17 protein-coding genes are annotated in these 15,631 nt (G+C 72.1%); 13 read left to right on the plus strand and 4 right to left on the minus strand.

From position 1 onward, the window contains the following. The first annotated feature begins 2 nt into the window (after window positions 1–2). Window positions 3–1,205, plus strand: a complete 1,203-nt coding sequence (locus E4622_RS00725; protein WP_134738177.1) for a DUF58 domain-containing protein — start codon at window positions 3–5, stop codon at window positions 1,203–1,205. Beyond that, on the plus strand, window positions 1,202–3,445 hold the full coding sequence (locus E4622_RS00730; protein ID WP_134738178.1) for a transglutaminase-like domain-containing protein: 2,244 nt from the start codon (window positions 1,202–1,204) through the stop codon (window positions 3,443–3,445). The genes E4622_RS00725 and E4622_RS00730 overlap by 4 nt, the downstream gene beginning before the upstream one ends. A 72-nt stretch (window positions 3,446–3,517) precedes the next feature. Here the strand turns inward: E4622_RS00730 and E4622_RS00735 are convergent, their stop codons facing one another. Together E4622_RS00735 and E4622_RS00740 are read right to left on the minus strand one after the other, a co-directional pair. Next, window positions 3,518–5,203 carry an ELWxxDGT repeat protein gene (locus E4622_RS00735; protein ID WP_134738179.1) on the minus strand — a complete coding sequence of 562 codons (1,686 nt, stop codon included), beginning with the start codon at window positions 5,201–5,203 and terminating at the stop codon, window positions 3,518–3,520. 138 nt (window positions 5,204–5,341) lie between these two features. Then, on the minus strand, window positions 5,342–6,031 hold the full coding sequence (locus E4622_RS00740) for a TetR family transcriptional regulator (protein ID WP_134738180.1): 690 nt from the start codon (window positions 6,029–6,031) through the stop codon (window positions 5,342–5,344). Window positions 6,032–6,177: 146 nt separating this feature from the next. On the opposite strand from E4622_RS00740, the gene E4622_RS00745 reads away from it, so the two are divergent. The 8 genes from E4622_RS00745 to rplQ all read left to right on the plus strand — a co-directional run bounded on the left by E4622_RS00745 (window position 6,178) and on the right by rplQ (window position 11,345). Continuing rightward, window positions 6,178–7,212 carry an LLM class flavin-dependent oxidoreductase gene (locus E4622_RS00745; RefSeq protein ID WP_209021736.1) on the plus strand — a complete coding sequence of 345 codons (1,035 nt, stop codon included), beginning with the start codon at window positions 6,178–6,180 and terminating at the stop codon, window positions 7,210–7,212. 279 nt (window positions 7,213–7,491) lie between these two features. Further along, on the plus strand, window positions 7,492–7,713 hold the full coding sequence (gene infA, locus E4622_RS00750; RefSeq protein WP_026145687.1) for a translation initiation factor IF-1: 222 nt from the start codon (window positions 7,492–7,494) through the stop codon (window positions 7,711–7,713). Between the two features lie 29 nt (window positions 7,714–7,742). Next, a complete protein-coding gene (rpmJ, locus tag E4622_RS00755; protein ID WP_091025735.1) occupies window positions 7,743–7,856 on the plus strand; it encodes a 50S ribosomal protein L36 in 114 nt (37 codons plus the stop codon). A gap of 193 nt (window positions 7,857–8,049) precedes the next feature. Next, window positions 8,050–8,424: a 30S ribosomal protein S13 gene (gene rpsM / locus E4622_RS00760; RefSeq protein WP_134738182.1), complete on the plus strand. Its 375-nt coding sequence runs from the start codon at window positions 8,050–8,052 to the stop codon at window positions 8,422–8,424. 64 nt (window positions 8,425–8,488) lie between these two features. Further along, window positions 8,489–8,893, plus strand: a complete 405-nt coding sequence (gene rpsK, locus E4622_RS00765) for a 30S ribosomal protein S11 (protein ID WP_091025736.1) — start codon at window positions 8,489–8,491, stop codon at window positions 8,891–8,893. Between the two features lie 28 nt (window positions 8,894–8,921). Then, window positions 8,922–9,530 carry a 30S ribosomal protein S4 gene (gene rpsD, locus E4622_RS00770; RefSeq protein WP_134738183.1) on the plus strand — a complete coding sequence of 203 codons (609 nt, stop codon included), beginning with the start codon at window positions 8,922–8,924 and terminating at the stop codon, window positions 9,528–9,530. 112 nt (window positions 9,531–9,642) lie between these two features. Then, window positions 9,643–10,659 carry a DNA-directed RNA polymerase subunit alpha gene (locus E4622_RS00775; protein ID WP_134738184.1) on the plus strand — a complete coding sequence of 339 codons (1,017 nt, stop codon included), beginning with the start codon at window positions 9,643–9,645 and terminating at the stop codon, window positions 10,657–10,659. Window positions 10,660–10,760: 101 nt separating this feature from the next. After that, entirely contained in the window at window positions 10,761–11,345 is a 585-nt protein-coding gene (gene rplQ / locus E4622_RS00780; RefSeq protein WP_134738185.1) for a 50S ribosomal protein L17, read from the plus strand. Between the two features lie 81 nt (window positions 11,346–11,426). On the opposite strand, the gene E4622_RS00785 is transcribed toward rplQ, so the two are convergent. Then, entirely contained in the window at window positions 11,427–12,380 is a 954-nt protein-coding gene (locus E4622_RS00785; protein WP_134738186.1) for a 2-dehydropantoate 2-reductase, read from the minus strand. A gap of 115 nt (window positions 12,381–12,495) precedes the next feature. Between E4622_RS00785 and E4622_RS00790 the strand changes: the two genes are divergently transcribed. Together E4622_RS00790 and E4622_RS00795 are read left to right on the plus strand one after the other, a co-directional pair. Continuing rightward, window positions 12,496–12,993, plus strand: coding sequence for a SigE family RNA polymerase sigma factor (locus E4622_RS00790; RefSeq protein WP_245155826.1), 498 nt, complete (start codon window positions 12,496–12,498; stop codon window positions 12,991–12,993). Next, on the plus strand, window positions 12,990–14,276 hold the full coding sequence (locus E4622_RS00795) for a hypothetical protein (RefSeq protein ID WP_134738188.1): 1,287 nt from the start codon (window positions 12,990–12,992) through the stop codon (window positions 14,274–14,276). Before E4622_RS00790 ends, E4622_RS00795 begins: the two co-directional genes overlap by 4 nt. Here the strand turns inward: E4622_RS00795 and E4622_RS00800 are convergent. Next, complete coding sequence (locus E4622_RS00800) at window positions 14,273–14,629, minus strand: GntR family transcriptional regulator (RefSeq protein ID WP_134738189.1); 357 nt, start codon at window positions 14,627–14,629, stop codon at window positions 14,273–14,275. The two genes, E4622_RS00795 and E4622_RS00800, sit on opposite strands and share 4 nt — an antisense overlap. Before the next feature lie 114 nt (window positions 14,630–14,743). Between E4622_RS00800 and E4622_RS00805 the strand changes: the two genes are divergently transcribed. Further along, entirely contained in the window at window positions 14,744–15,610 is an 867-nt protein-coding gene (locus E4622_RS00805) for a carbohydrate kinase (RefSeq protein WP_134738190.1), read from the plus strand. Window positions 15,611–15,631 lie beyond the last annotated feature (21 nt).

Here is a 15,631-nt window from a genome sequence, read left to right on the forward strand (position 1 = left end):
CCGTGCGGCAGGTGCGGGGGATGCTCCAGGGGCTCGAGCGGGTGGTCAACCCGCTCGGGTGGATGGTGCTCGCCCTGGGGGTCCTCGCGCTGGCCGGTGCGGCCTGGGGCGGGTGGCGCGAGCTGGCCGTCCTCGGCGTCGCCTGCGTGCTGCTCCTCCTGGCCTCGCTGCCGTTCCTCGTGGGGCGGACCCGCGTGCACGTCGACCTCGTGCTGGAGCCGGCGCGGGTCAAGGCGGGCGAGACCGTGTCGGCCGGCATCGACGTCACCAACACCTCCTCGCGCCGGATGCTGCCGACCATCTTCGAGCTGCCTGTGGGCGACGCCGTCCACCGCTACGGCATCCCCACGCTCGCGCCGGGAGCGACGCACGAGGAGAGCTTCACCGTGCGCACCGAGCGCCGCGGCGTGATCGGCGTCGGTCCCGCCACCACGCGTCGTGGCGACCCGCTGTCGCTGTGCTCGCGCGACACGGAGTGGACCGAGCTCCACGAGATCCTGGTGCGCCCGGCCATGGTGCCGCTGGACGCCCTCGGCGCCGGGCTGCTGCGCGACCTGGAGGGGGTGGAGACCGAGGCGATCTCCCAGAGCGACCTGGCCTTCCACACCCTGCGCGAGTACGTCGCCGGCGACGACCTGCGCCACGTGCACTGGCGCTCCTCGGCCAAGGCCATGGCGTCGGCCGGGGAGAGCCAGCTGCTCGTGCGCCAGTACCTCGACACCCGGCGCAGCCACGCCACCATCGTGGTCGACGACCTGCCGGCCAGCTGGGGAGCCGACGAGCGGGGCGAGGAGCAGTTCGAGACCGCGATGTCGGCGGCCGCCTCGATCATCGTGCGCGCGGTGCTCGACGACTTCGAGGCGTCGTTCGTGTGCGGCGCCCACGCCTCCTCGGGCTTCGACGGCCACCTCGCGCTCGACGCCGTGTGCCGCGCAGAGACCGGCCGGGTCGGGCTGGTGCCGGCGGCGCGCAAGGCCGCCGACATCGCCTCCGACACCAGCCTGCTGTTCCTCGTCACCGGCCCGGACGCGCCGTTCGAGACCGTGCTGCGCGCCTCGGCGACGTTCCCGCCGGAGGTGCGCCGCATCGCGATCGTCGTGGACAGCACGGCCACCCACCGCGTCACGGAGACCAGCGGCCTCACGGTCCTGCACGTCGCCACCAAGGAGGACCTGCCCGGGTTGCTGCACTGGAGCGCGCGGTGAGCCGCCTCCTCCCCGGTCGGCACGACCTGGTCGACGCCGTGCTGCTGCTCGCAGCGTGCGCGACCGCGCTATCGGGCCTCGCCACCACCTACACGGGCGTCGGGCACCTCGTCGTCGGGCTCACCGGCGTCGTGCTCGGGATCGTCCTGGCCCACGTGACGACCTCCCTGCGCTGGCCCGGCATCGCCGCCGTGGTCCTCGGCATCGTGGTCTTCGTCCTGGTCGGCGCACCCCTGGCGCTGCACGCGGCGCCCGGGCCGTCGGCTGTCGGGGAGCTGGGTGACCAGGTGCTCTTCGGCTGGAAGGACCTGCTCACCACGGTGCCGCCGGTCGACGGCGACGGGCCGCTGCTCGTGCTGCCGTGGGTGCTCGGGCTCGTGGCCGGGCTGCTCGGCACCCTGACCGGGCGGCTGCGCTCGGGTCCGGTCTGGCTGCGCGCCGTGCTGCCGGTGCTGGTGCCGGCGGCGCTGCTGGTCGCGGTGATCCTGCTGGGCGTGGCCCGTCCGCAGTCGGTGTGGCTCCAGGGGGTCGTCTTCACCGTCCTCGCGATCGGGTGGCTCGCCCTGCGCGTGCAGCGCTCGAGCGCGCCGGTGCGCGGGGGGATCGGCCGGGGACGCCGGCTCGCCCTCGGCGCCGCGATGGTCGGCCTGGCTGCCACGGCGGCGCTGCCCGTCGCCACCTGGGCCACCGGCTCCGACGACGGGCGGGTCGTGCTGCGCACCTACGTCGAGCCACCGTTCGACATCGGGCAGTACCCCTCGCCGCTGTCGTCGTTCCGTCGCTACGTCAAGATGCCCAAGCCCGACGCGGTCAACCTGCACGACAAGACCCTGATGACGGTCGAGGGCGCCCCCGAGGGTGCCCGGATCCGGATCGCCGCGCTCGACCGCTACGACGGCGTGGTCTGGGGAGCCGCCGAGGACACCGTGCCCAACAGCTCCGACGACACCTTCCAGCGGGTGTCGTCGACGATCGACAACCCCGTGGACGGCGACGACGTGGACGTCACGGTGACCCTCGGCGAGGGCTACTCCGGCGTCTGGCTGCCGACGGTGGGGGCCCTGCAGTCGATGGAGTTCGAGGACGGCGCCACCGAGGAGATGGCGGAGTCCTTCCGCTACAACCTCGCCACCGCGACGGCCGTCGTGCCGTCGGGGCTCGCTCCCGGCGACCGCTACCACTTCACCGCCGTCCGGGCCGACGACGAGGTCACCGCGACCTCGGTGCCCTCGGGCTCGCTCGGCGAGGCCGCGCTGGCCGCCGGCTTCCTCGACACCCAGGCGGTCCAGTGGTCGGCCGGCGCCTCGGAGCCGATGGAGCGGGTCTTCGCCGCCGCGGAGCACCTGCGCACGGAGGGCAAGTACTCCGACGGCGTGCTGGAGAGCGAGAAGATCTACCACGCCGGTCACCACGTGCGCCGGCTCGCCGAGGAGTTCGTCAACGCGCCGATCATGGTCGGCAACGACGAGCAGTACGCCGCCGTGATGGCGCTGCTCGCCAACAAGATCGGGGTGCCCGCCCGTGTCGTGCTCGGTGCGGTGGTGCCCGACGACGGGGTCGTGCAGGGCAAGGACGTGCACGCCTGGGTGGAGCTCCAGGTGGCCGACGGCAGCTGGCGCACGCTGCCGACCGAGACGTTCATGGACACCGACCGGCCGGCCGAGCAGCCGCCGCTGACGGAGCAGGAGATGAGCGGCACCGTGGTGCCGCCGCCCGCTCCGATCCCGCCGCCGTCGACGCTGGCCGAGCAGAACGACGCCGAGCTCAACGCCCGCAAGGGCGACCGCGACGCCGACGAGAGCGGCGGCCTCCCCGCCTGGGTGCGGGTCGTCCTGCTCTACGTCGGCCTGCCGCTGCTCGTGGTGGTGCTGCTGCTCTCGTCGGTGGTGCTGGCCAAGGTCCTGCGCCGCCGTCGCCGTCGCGCCGCCGACCGGATGTCCGCGCGCATCGTGGGAGCCTGGCGCGAGCTGGTCGACCACGCCCGCGACCTGGGCCAGCCCGTGCCGGTCGGCGCGGGGTGGACGCGTCGCGAGCAGTCCTCGAGCGTGGCGTCGCCGCAGGCGCCGGGTCTCGCGGCGCTCGCCGACCGGCACGTCTTCGGTCCGGGTCAGCCCCCGGAGGCCGCGGCGGCGTCCTACTGGGCCGCGGTGGACGCCGAGCGTCACCGGCTCTCCCGCGAGGTGCCGCGGCTGCGGCGCCTGAGGGCCGCCCTCAGCCTGCGCACCTTCCGGCGTCGCTGACGCCGTCATCGCGCAGGCCGAGGGCGGGTCCCCGCGTGGGGGGACGCGGGGGGTCTGGTGAGGTCGTGGGGGCTAGCGGACGACGACCTTGATGACCTTCGAGCGCGACGTGCTGGCGTGCACGCTGCCGGCGTAGTAGGCGCGCAGCCGGTGGGTGCCCTTGCGCAGCTTCCTGGTGATGCGCACCTTGGCCCTGCCGCCCGACAGCGTCGCGGTGCCCACCACCCGGGAGCCCTTCCTCAGCACCACGACGCCGGTGGGCGTGGTGCCCGCCGCACGCACGGTGACGGCGACGCGGATCCGGCGCTTGGCGGCGGCCCGCTTCGTGGCGACCTTGCGCTGACCGCTCGTGCTCGACGGACGCATGGTGTACGCCCACAGCTCGCGGCCGTGAGCCTCCGTCGCGGCGAAGAAGAGCGTGTTGGACACCGCCGCCACGGGCTGGGCGTTGGACTCGGCAGCACCGGGCAGGATGTCCCGGGTGAGGTGGGTTCCCGCGGTCGTGCCGTCGCTCTGCCACAGCTCCCGGCCCTGCGCGCCGGAGGCGCCGCAGTAGAACAGCAGGCCGCCGGCGGCGAGGAGCTCGCTGGGGCCGGTGCCGCCGACGGACTCCTTGACGAGTCGCGTGGTCGCCGCGGTCCCCTGCGTGGCCCACAGCTGGTTGGCGGTCTGGGTGCTCGCTGCCGCGAAGTACACCGAGCCTCGGTAGACGACGGCGTTCTCGGGGCCGAAGCTCTCGGCGCCGGGGCGCAGGTCGGCCACCATGTGGGTCCCGGGGGTCGTCCCGTCGGTGACCCACAGCTCGTTGCCGTGGACGCCGTCCCAGGCGTCGAACACGATCTTGTCGCCGAAGGCGACCAGGTGCTGCTGACCGTTGCCGGTGGCGCCTGGCACCGTCTCCTTCAGGAGCACGGGCAGGGTGCCGTCGCTTCGCCACAGCTCGCGGTTGCCGTCGCTGGACTGGGCGGTGAAGACGATGCTCGACCCGAGGACCGTGAAGTCCCGAGGGGCCGACGACCCGGTCGGGTTGATGTCTCCCAGCTTCTGGGTCCCCGGGCCCGGGTTGCCGTTGCTGACCCACGGCTCCGCACCCCCGGCGCCGGTGGCGGAGAACACGAGGTTCTTGCCCCAGCGGGTGAGGGCCTGGATCTCGGCGTCGTCGCTGCCGGCCCCGATGTCGGACACCAGCGTGGTGCCGGCGACGGTCCCGTCGGAGCGCCACAGCTCGCGCCCGTTGAACGGGTCGGTGGCCGTGAAGTAGACGGTCGCTCCCACCGCCACCAGCTGGTCCGGCTCGCCGGACGGGCTGCCCGAGCTGATGTCCCGCACGAGGCGGGTGCCGGCCGCGGTGCCGTCGGTGACCCACAGCTCCCGGCCGTGGGTGCCGTCGTCGGCGGTGAAGAACACGCGGGACCCGACCGTGAGCAGGTGGTAGGGGTAGGAGCCGTCACCGGGGCGCAGGTCCTTGAGCACGTGGGTGCCGCGGGCGCTGCCGTCGCTCACCCACAGCTCGGCCCCCGCCGTCCCGGCGCTGGCGTTGTAGAGGACACGCGAGCCGAGGGTGACCACCTCCGAGGGCTGCGAGTCGGCTGGGCCGGGGTCGGCGTCGAGGACCAGGTGCGGCACCGGGTCGAAGTCGGCGGCGTGGGCCGGTGTCACGGTCACCGCGGAGAAGGCACTCGCCGCGAGGCCGAGCACGAGTCCGGTCGTGGCGGTGCGGACGGCGCGGGCCGTCAGGGTGGGCAGGGGTGTGCGCATGGGATCGCCTTCGAGGGAGGGGTCGGTCCCGACGCGAGAGGACGCGGAGTGCGGGACCGGGTGAGTGCGCGACGTTAACAACGTTCGGAGGAGTTGGCTAGGTGTTCCATGTATTCAATACATATGAAGCCAACTGGATTAGACCAGTGACGTCGACGATGCGTGACCCGGGCCGGGCAGGGCGGACGTCGTCGGACCGATGGCGAGGATCGCCGCCCGAAGCCACGCGACGTACGACGCGGGGGAGTAGCCCCAGTCGTGCACGAGCTGGTCGTAGGTCTCCTGGGAGGTGAGGACGTAGAGGTACGCCGCGAACGCCTCGGGCGCGGCGGCCTCGTCGGCCATGCCGCGACCGAGGTACCAGCCGTGCCCGAGCAGGAAGTCCGAGCGCTTGAGCGCGATCAGCTCGGCGACGGCCGCCGAGACCCGCTCCTCGGACATCGCCGCGGCCCGCACCGCGGCCCAGATGCCGCCCGAGCGCCCGTTGGCGGCGCCGATGAACTCGGCGTAGGCGCCCACGGCCCGCTCGGTGTCCTCGTCGGACATGATCGCGAGCAGCTCCGGCTGGTCGATGATCGAGCGCCACCCACCCTCGCCGGCGTAGGTCTGCTGGAACGCCTTGACGAGCAGCTCGGGCTTGGTGCCGACCTTGTTGACCGACTCCAGGGAGACCCCGGCGCGCTGGGCGACCTGCTGCATGGTGGCGCCGGCGTAGCCCTGCTCGGAGAACACCTCGGCGGCCGCGGCGATAATGGCGCGCCGGGTCTCGGCGGCCTTCTCGGCCCGCAGCGGCGAGCGGTAGGCGCGGGGGCGTGGTGGCGTCGTCATGTCACTCCAGGTCCGGGGGTCCGCCGGGCGCCTGCGCGCCCCGGCCCGTATTCACCTGGCACAGTCTGCACCCAATTACCTCCGGCTGGGTGCCCGGCCGGAATGAACCGTGCTCGGCGCCGGTTGAGCAGGTGATGTCCACGACCATGCCTGCCCTGTCCGTGCTCGACCTGGTGCCGGTCCGCAGCGACCAGACGACCGGGGACGCGATCGCCGCGACGCTGGCGCTGGCGCGCGTGGCCGACCAGGTCGGCTACACCCGCTACTGGATCGCCGAGCACCACAACATGCCGGCCGTCGCGGCCACCAACCCGCCGGTCCTCATCTCGATGGTCGCCTCGGCCACCGCTCGCCTGCGCGTCGGCTCCGGCGGCGTGATGCTGCCCAACCACGCCCCGTTGGTCGTGGCCGAGCAGTTCGCGCTGCTCGAGGCGGCGTTCCCGGGTCGCATCGACCTCGGCATCGGCCGGGCCCCCGGCACCGACCCCGTGACCGGCTGGGCGCTGCGTCACGGCGCCGGCGGGGTCACCGACGAGGCCGTCACGCTCTTCCCCGAGTACGTCGACAACGTGCTCGCGATGATGGAGCCCGGCGGCGTCGGGCTGGCCGTCCAGGGGCGCCGGCACGTGCTGCGCGCCACCCCGACCGCCACCTCGGTGCCCCAGATCTGGCTGCTCGGGTCCTCGGACTACTCCGCGCGCCTGGCGGCCGAGAAGGGCATGCCCTACGTCTTCGCCCACCACTTCTCCGGCGACGGCACCCGGGAGGCGATCGAGCTCTACCGCTCGCGCTTCACCCCCTCGCCCGAGCTGGCCGAGCCGCGCACGTTCCTCACCGTCAACGCCGCCGTCGCCGCGACCTCCGAGGAGGCCCAGCGCCGCGCGCTGCCGCAGCTCCTGCAGATGGTGGCGCTGCGGACCGGCCAGCCGCTGACCGCGCAGCGCACCGTCGAGGAGGCCGAGGCCGAGGGCGTGCCCGACGCGCACCGCGGGCTCGTGCAGGCCATGGCCGCCCGGTGGGTGATCGGCGACGCCGAGCAGGCCCGGGCCCGCGTGGCGGAGCTCGCGGCGACGTACGGGGTGGACGAGGTGATGATCCACCCCGTGGCCGGGGCCACGACCGGCACCGACGCGGGGATCAGCCCCGCGCGCGAGGAGACCCTGCGCCTGCTCGCGGCCTAGTCGGTCCCGACAGCGCGGACTGCAGGGTCGCGACCGGCCGGATTCGTGTTTCCGGCAGGAAACCTCGTAAACTGGCGTGTCGGCCCAACGTGGGTCTGCCCTGCGGTGCCTCGCGGCTGCCCGGAGCGTGTCCGTCCTCTCGCAAGAGCGGTGCGGTCGTGCGTCCGGTCTGAGGCTCCGAAGAGCGATCCTACGAGGTCCACCGGTCACCCGACCGGAGGTTCCCGGGCCGGACGGTAGACACACGAAGCGACATCCAGACAACAGATTGTGGAGGACATGCCGAAGAAAGAAGGCGTGATCGAGCTCGAGGGCACCATCACGGAGGCCCTCCCCAACGCCATGTTCCGCGTCGAGCTGAGCAACGGCCACAAGGTGCTCGCCCACATCAGCGGCAAGATGCGCCAGCACTACATCCGGATCCTCCCCGAGGACCGCGTGGTGGTGGAGCTCTCGCCGTACGACCTCACCCGGGGTCGCATCGTCTACCGCTACAAGTAAGCAGCCGACCAACCAGAAAGGGTCGACGCATGAAGGTCAACCCGAGCGTCAAGAAGATCTGTGACAAGTGCAAGACGATCCGTCGTCACGGCGTGGTCATGGTGATCTGCGAGAACCCGCGTCACAAGCAGCGCCAGGGCTGAGCACCGCTCACCCCGGCACCGCACAACTGAACACCCCATCAACGTGAACGCTTAGCCCCGCGCAGCACCATCGCGGGGGGCGAACCACCTCCGGAGCAGAAGGCCGGAGCCGGGCACCACCCCCGGGCGCGTCACGATCGAAACCTCTGTGAACCACCGAAGGACACACCGTCCTTCAAGAAAGGGCCATCACATGGCACGCCTTGTTGGTGTCGACCTCCCGCGCGACAAGCGCATCGAGATCGCACTCACCTACATCTACGGCATCGGCCGTACCCGTTCCCAGCAGCTGCTCGCACTCACCGGGGTCGACCCCAACCAGCGCGTGCACCAGATGGGTGACGAAGAGCTGGTCAAGCTCCGCGACGCGATCGAGGGCAACTTCAAGATCGAGGGCGACCTCCGTCGAGAGGTCCAGGCCGACATCCGTCGCAAGATCGAGATCGGCAGCTACCAGGGTCGCCGCCACCGTCAGGGCCTCCCGGTCCGCGGTCAGCGCACCAAGACCAACGCCCGTACCCGCAAGGGTCCGAAGCGCACGGTTGCCGGCAAGAAGAAGGCCAAGTGAGCCGTCGCGCTCGCGCGCCTCACTGCCTTCCTAACTCACAGACCAGCTAACACAGGAGAACTGCATGCCTCCCAAGGCTCGTGCGGCCGGCGCCAAGAAGGTCCGCCGCAAGGAGAAGAAGAACATCGCTCAGGGCGAAGCCCACATCAAGAGCACGTTCAACAACACGATCGTCACGATCACCGACCCCACGGGTGCGGTCATCTCGTGGGCCTCTGCCGGCACCGTCGGCTTCAAGGGCTCGCGCAAGTCCACGCCGTACGCCGCCCAGATGGCCGCCGAGGCCGCGGGTCGTCGCGCGATGGACCACGGGATGAAGAAGATCGACGTCTTCGTCAAGGGCCCGGGCTCGGGCCGCGAGACGGCCATCCGGTCCCTCGGTGCCATCGGCCTCGAGGTCGGCACCATCCAGGACGTCACGCCCACCCCGCACAACGGATGCCGCCCGCCCAAGCGCCGGCGCGTCTGACCCGAGACTGAGAAAGAGAGACTGACCCATGGCCCGTTACACCGGACCCATGACCCGGAAGTCGCGCCGTCTCGGTGTCGACCTCGTCGGTGGCGACGCAGCGTTCGAGAAGCGCCCCTACCCTCCGGGCCAGCACGGCCGCGCCCGCATCAAGGAGAGCGAGTACCGCTCCCAGCTGCAGGAGAAGCAGAAGGCTCGCTTCACCTACGGCGTGATGGAGAAGCAGTTCCTGAACTACTACAAGGAGGCCTCGCGCCGCTCCGGCAAGACCGGTGACAACCTCCTGCAGCTGCTCGAGTGCCGCCTCGACAACGTGGTCTACCGCGGTGGGTTCGCCCGCACGCGTCGCCACGCCCGCCAGCTGGTGTCCCACGGGCACTTCCTGGTCAACGGCAAGAAGGTCGACATCCCGTCCTTCCAGGTCTCGGCCTACGACATCATCGACGTGCGCGAGAAGTCGCTCGAGATGACGCCGTTCATCGTGGCCCGCGAGACCTTCGGCGAGCGGGTCGTCCCGGCCTGGCTCGAGTCGCTCCCCAACCGCATGCGGATCCTGGTCCACCAGGTCCCGCTGCGCGCGCAGATCGACATGCCGATCCAGGAGCAGCTCATCGTGGAGTACTACTCCAAGAAGTGATTGCGTCGGTGGCCGGGCTCGCCCGGCCACCGCTCGCACGTACGTCGCCGCCGTCAACACGCAAATGTTCGGGTCCGTCATATAGCGGGTGGGTCCGGAAAGGAAAGAATCAGTGCTCATCGCACAGCGTCCCTCACTGTCGGAAGAGACCGTCGACGAGTTCCGTTCGCGGTTCGTCATCGAGCCGCTGGAGCCGGGTTTCGGCTACACGCTCGGCAACTCGCTCCGTCGTACCCTCCTGTCGTCGATCCCCGGTGCCTCGGTCACGAGCATCAAGGTCGACACCGTGCTCCACGAGTTCTCGACGATCGAGGGCGTCAAGGAGGACGTCACCGAGATCATCCTGAACCTCAAGGGTCTGGTCGTCTCCTCCGAGCACGACGAGCCCGTCACGATGTACCTCCGCAAGTCCGGCGCCGGTGCCGTCACGGCCGCTGACATCGCGCCCCCCGCCGGGGTCGAGGTGCACAACCCCGAGCTGCAGATCGCCACGCTGTCCGACAAGGGCAAGCTGGAGATGGAGCTCGTCGTCGAGCGTGGCCGCGGCTACGTCTCCGCCGTCCAGAACAAGGGCGCCGACAACGAGATCGGCCGGATGCCGGTCGACTCGATCTACAGCCCCGTGCTGAAGGTGACCTACAAGGTCGAGGCCACCCGTGTCGAGCAGCGCACCGACTTCGACAAGCTGGTCATCGACGTCGAGACCAAGCCCTCGATCCTACCCCGCGACGCCATCGCGTCGGCCGGCAAGACCCTGGTCGAGCTGTTCGGCCTGGCGCGTGAGCTCAACGTCGAGGCCGAGGGCATCGACATCGGCCCCTCGCCCGTCGACGAGCAGCTCGCCGCCGACCTCGCCCTCCCGGTCGAGGACCTGCAGCTGACCGTCCGTTCCTACAACTGCCTCAAGCGCGAGGGCATCCACACCGTGGGTGAGCTCATCTCGCGCTCGGAGCAGGACCTGCTCGACATCCGCAACTTCGGTGCGAAGTCGATCGACGAGGTCAAGGCCAAGCTGGTCGAGATGGGCCTGTCCCTCAAGGACAGCGCGCCCGGCTTCGACCCGCAGGCCGCGCTCGCCGCCTACGGCGACGACGACGACGACGCGTTCGTCGAGGACGAGCAGTACTGACACCACCGCCGACCCGCCCTCTCGGGCGGGTCGGCGTCTCAGCAGCACCCGCCCTCTATCCCGGTACCTGACACGGCCGGGGAGAATCGAGAAGAAGAGCCATGCCCAAGCCCACCAAGGGTCCCCGCCTCGGCGGCAGCCCGGCCCACCAGCGCCTGATCCTCGCGAACCTCGCGAGCCAGCTCTTCGAGCACGGTCGGATCACCACGACCGAGGCCAAGGCGCGCGCCCTACGCCCGCACGCCGAGAAGCTCATCACCAAGGCGAAGAAGGGCGACCTCCACAACCGCCGCATGGTGCTCAAGACCATCCGCGACAAGAGCGTCGTGCACACCCTCTTCACCGAGATCGCGCCGACCTTCTCCGAGCGTCCCGGCGGCTACACCCGGATCACCAAGCTCAACCCCCGCAAGGGCGACAACGCCCCCATGGCGGTCATCGAGCTCGTGACCGAGGCCTACTCGCCGACCGCTCCCCGCACCAAGACGGCCCCCGCGGCCGCTGCCGCTCCCGTCGAGGAGGCCCCGGTCGAGGAGACCGAGACCACCGAGACCACCGACGAGACGGCCACGACCGACGCGCCGACCGAGCTCACCGAGGAGGCGTCGCCCGAGGAGAGCGTCGTCGCCGAGGAGGAGCCCACCGAGGACGAGGCCCCCGCGGCCGAGGACGACACCAAGTCCTGACTCACCGCTTCACCACTTCACCGCCGACCCGCCCGAGACCTTCCGGCGGGTCGGCGTCGTTTTCCCCTCGGGCCCGACCGGTCAGCGCAGCAGGGGAGCCGGGTCGACGCTGCGAGGGGCGCCGCCGGCGCGGACCAGGTCGTGGGTGGCGCGCTGCACGGCCTCGTTGACCGGCGCCGCCAGGTCGTGCAGGCGTCCCAGCAGGACGATCTCGCCGGCGAGGTAGTCGATCTCGACCCCGCTGCCACCGCGGGCGACGCTCTGCCACGTGGACCCGCCCTCCTCGACGGGCAGGTGCTCGCGGCGGCGCAGGTGGTCGCCGCGGCGCTCGCGGTCCTGCTCGGCGCTGACGACGGCGATGCCTGCGGCCGCCAGCACCTCCTCGCCCTCGGCCTGTGCGCGGCGCACCAGCTCGTCGGCGTCCTCGCCGGGGGTGAAGACGGCGTCCACGCCGTTGCCGAGGTTGGCCAGCAGCTTGCGGTGCTTCCACGCCATGATGTCGGGCCGCGCCACCGACTCGAAGCCGCCTCGGCGCAGGTCGGCCGCGATCGCCTCGGCGCGCTCGTCCAGCCCGCCGGGGGCACGGCCGACGTCGAGGATGCCCGGCGTCGAGCGTGACTTCTGCACGACCAGGCCGGGCTCGAGGTGCGTGGCGGGGAGCATCACGCACACGGCGTACGTCGCCGCGGTGCTGCGCAGCACGGCCCGCTCGTTGGCGACGCCGTTCTGGACGCACACGACGGGCACGTCTGCGGGCGCGTGCGCGAGCAGGTCCTCCAGGGCGACCTGGGTCTGCTGGCCCTTCACGCACAGCAGGACGACGGTGTCGTCGGTCCACGCCACCTCCGCGGCGGTGTCGGTGGCCGGCGCGTCCACGCGGTGCCGGCCGTCCTCCCGGTCGAGCGTCAGCCCGTCCGCGCGGATCCGCGCGAGGTGCTCGCCGCGCGCGACCAGCGTGACCGGCACCTGGGCCAGGTGCAGGTTGCCGCCGATGACGCCGCCGACGGCGCCCGTCCCGTAGATGACGTAGCGCATGTCGTCCTTCCTACCCGAGGCAACGTTTGACAGGGTCCACCGGGTAGTACGGGACATGGAAGCAACGACAGCCGAGTCTCGGGACCTGGCGCCGGACCGGAAGCGGGGTGGTGGGGTGGAGGCGGTCGGGTTCGACGAGTTCGTCGTGGCCCGCTCCACGGCCCTCCTGCGCACGGCGTACCTCCTCACCCACGACCACGCGCTCGCGGAGGACCTCCTCCAGACGGCGCTGAGCAAGGCGTGGTTCTCGTGGAGCCGCATCGACGGCAGCCCCGAGCCCTACGTCCGCAGGATCCTGGTCAACACCTACGCCACCTGGTGGCGCCGCAAGTGGAACGGCGAGCTCGCCACCGAGGAGCTGCCCGAGCGGGCGCACTCCGACGCCAGCGACGCCGTGAGCTCGGGCCACGACCTGTGGCAGGCGATGGAGCGGCTGCCGCGCCGCCAGCGCGCCGTGGTGGTGCTCCGCTACTTCGAGGACCTCACCGAGGCGCAGACGGCCGACCTGATGAGCTGCTCGGTCGGCACGGTCAAGAGCCAGCTCAGCAAAGCCCTCGCGAAGCTGCGGATCGACCCCGCGCTCGCCACCTCCGACGGGAAGGACCTGTCATGAACGGCCTCGACGAGCTCCGCTGGACCCTCGACCGGCACGCCGCGGACGTGGTCGACCACGACCTCGGCGGCCGGCTCGGTCTCGTGCATCAGCGGGTGCACGCCGTACGTCGCCGGCGGCGTACGGCGGCCGCGGGTGCTGCCGCCCTGGCCGTGGTGGTCGCGGTCGGCGTCGGGCGCGTGACGGGCAGCGACCCCGAGGTGGAGCCCTCTCCAGCGAAGCTCGGCGGGCTGGACGTGCCGGGCAGCATCGAGTCCCTGGGCTACACCTACCGCTACTCCTCGGGCGAGGTCGGCGAAGGGATCGCCGCCGTGGTCCTGGAGCCGGCCGCCCGGCCACGGCTCGTGTCGTGGGGCAAGGCGGGAGCGGACGACCGGGTGACGATGACGGGCCCGGATCCCGACGGCGCGCCGCTGGACTACGACGTGCCCGACTTCAGCGAGTTCGTCAGCGTGCCGGCGGGCATCGAGGCCACGGTGTCGGCCCGGGGCGACGGTGAGTTCGCCCTGGCGGTCTACGAGCTCGACACGCAGGCGGCGCCGCCACCGGGAGTGACGGTCGACGGCGTGACCTTCCGCGAGGACGTCGCGGGGGACCGGCTTCTCGACGCCGCGGTGGGCTCACCCGGCGAGTCCGAGGTGACGGTGTCCGGCGCAGGCACGGGATCGGTCTCCTACCGCTACTTCTGCGCCGACGCTCCTCCCGGAGCGACGGTGCACCTCGAGGTCCCGGGCGCCGGCGCGGTGACCGGCGAGTGCGACCCCGTCCCCGACACCGACCCCGGTGCCGGGAGCGGTGTGACGGTGGAGGCTCCTGCCTCCGGCGACGTGGGCGCCCGCCTGTGGGTGACCGACGGGGAGGAGGGCCCGCCGCTGGTGAGCGACGACGTGGTCGTCGCCCTCGGCGTCTACGCCGTGACCCCCGACCGCAGCGCGGCAGCGGGCTACGCCGTCCGGGACCTCGTCGAGCACGACGGACGGCTGTGGCGCAGGGCGGAGGTCCGCGCCTCCGAGCCGGGGCAGCGCGAGGTCGTGGTGGCCGGCCGTGAGGGCCGGCTGCCGCAGCTGGTCGTCGGCTTCGGCCGCGGTGACGAGGTGAGCGCCCGCCTGGAGCACGACGGGTCCATGTGGCGCTCCGGATTCGTCGACGACGACGGCGTCGTGGTGGGTCCCCTGTGGGAGGGGGACCGGGCAGCCGTCCGGGTCCTGAGCGAGGAGGTCCCCGCCGCCGTCCGGCTCGTGATCGCGCTCTACGAACGGGTGGACGAGGGACCTGTCGGCTAGCTCGAGGTCCAGGCGTCGGTGACGAGTCGCTGCGCCTGGGCCAGGCTGACCCCCGAACGACGGGCGGTCGCGGCGAACAGGATCGCGGCAGCCGCGACGTCGGCCGGCGCGACCGGTGCCGAGATGAAGGTGCCGCGACGGCCCTCGGTCTCGACCACGCCGTCGGACTCGAGCTCGCGGTAGGCACGGGCGACGGTGTTGACGGCGAGGTTGAGCTTGGTCGCGAGCGCCCGCACGGTGGGCAGGCGGGTGCCGGCGGGAAGCTCACCCGAGGCGGCCTGCGCGGCGATGTGGCCGCGCAGCTGCTCGAAGGGTGGCTCCGGGGTCGAGGGGTCCAGCACGATGTCGAGCACAGTCGACGGTAACCCGGAAACGTGGAGAAGGGACCGTCGCCGCTCGGGTGCAGTCGACCCGAGGCGCAGGGGTGGCTCGCGGAGGTGCTCGGCGACCGGTGATAGAAGGGGACCGTGCAGCCTTACGCCCTGGTGGTCGGAGAGTCCCTGGTCGACGTGGTCCTCGAGCCCGACGGCTCGCGCACCGAACGGCCCGGCGGCAGCGCCGCCAACGTGGCGGTGGCGCTGGCCCGCCTCGGCCGGCCGGTGCGCTTCGCCACGGCCTTCGCCGACGACGAGCGGGGCCGCGCGATCGCCAGCCACCTGGCCCGCGACGGGGTCGAGCTGGCGACCGACGCCTACGCCGTCGCGCGCACCTCGTCCGCCGAGGCCACGATCGCGGCCGACGGCTCGGCGTCCTACGTGTTCGACCTCGAGTGGCGGCTCAACCCGCTGGGAGAGGAGCTCCCTCTCTTCGTGCACGTCTGCTCGATCGGCGCCGTCCTCGAGCCGGGTGCCGACGACGTGCTGGCCATCCTGGACCGCATCGAGGGCGCGACGGTCAGCTACGACATCAACGCCCGTCCGGCGATCACCGGCACCGGCCCGGAGCTCGTCGCCCGGGTGGAGCGGGTCGTGGCGGCCGCCCACCTGGTCAAGGCCAGCGACGAGGACCTGGCGGCGCTCTACCCGGCCCTGACGCTCGGCCAGGCCGTGCAGCACCTGCTGGAGCTGGGGCCTCGTGCGGTCGCGGTCACCCTCGGCGGCGAGGGCGCCACCTGGCGCGACGCGGACGGGGTGGTGGAGGTGACCGCCCCGGAGGTCGACGTCGCGGACACGATCGGCGCCGGCGACACCTTCTCCGCGGCGATGATCGACGCGCTCTGGGAGCGTCCGGACCGGGCTCCGGCCGAGGTCCTGGCGCACGCGGTCCGGGCCGCCGCCGTCACCGTCTCGCGGCCCGGCGCCGACCCGCCGTACCACCGCGAGCTCGTGGAGTGACTTCGTCCCTCCAGTGGGAGT

Origin of the sequence: Nocardioides sp. 503, assembly GCF_004522095.1 — a bacterium.
Classification (GTDB): Bacteria; Actinomycetota; Actinomycetes; order Propionibacteriales; family Nocardioidaceae; genus Nocardioides.

Excerpts from the sequence above, each read along its gene's own strand:
- rplQ (WP_134738185.1), top strand. The coding sequence starts at position 10,761 with ATGCCCAAGCCCACCAAGGGTCCCCGCCTCGGCGGCAGCCCGGCCCAC.
- E4622_RS00795 (WP_134738188.1), top strand. The coding sequence starts at position 12,990 with ATGAACGGCCTCGACGAGCTCCGCTGGACCCTCGACCGGCACGCCGCG.
- E4622_RS00785 (WP_134738186.1), bottom strand. The coding sequence starts at position 12,380 with ATGCGCTACGTCATCTACGGGACGGGCGCCGTCGGCGGCGTCATCGGC.
- E4622_RS00745 (WP_209021736.1), top strand. The coding sequence starts at position 6,178 with ATGCCTGCCCTGTCCGTGCTCGACCTGGTGCCGGTCCGCAGCGACCAG.
- infA (WP_026145687.1), top strand. The coding sequence starts at position 7,492 with ATGCCGAAGAAAGAAGGCGTGATCGAGCTCGAGGGCACCATCACGGAG.
- rpsM (WP_134738182.1), top strand. The coding sequence starts at position 8,050 with ATGGCACGCCTTGTTGGTGTCGACCTCCCGCGCGACAAGCGCATCGAG.
- rpsK (WP_091025736.1), top strand. The coding sequence starts at position 8,489 with ATGCCTCCCAAGGCTCGTGCGGCCGGCGCCAAGAAGGTCCGCCGCAAG.
- E4622_RS00735 (WP_134738179.1), bottom strand. The coding sequence starts at position 5,203 with ATGCGCACACCCCTGCCCACCCTGACGGCCCGCGCCGTCCGCACCGCC.
- E4622_RS00740 (WP_134738180.1), bottom strand. The coding sequence starts at position 6,031 with ATGACGACGCCACCACGCCCCCGCGCCTACCGCTCGCCGCTGCGGGCC.
- rpmJ (WP_091025735.1), top strand. The coding sequence starts at position 7,743 with ATGAAGGTCAACCCGAGCGTCAAGAAGATCTGTGACAAGTGCAAGACG.
- rpsD (WP_134738183.1), top strand. The coding sequence starts at position 8,922 with ATGGCCCGTTACACCGGACCCATGACCCGGAAGTCGCGCCGTCTCGGT.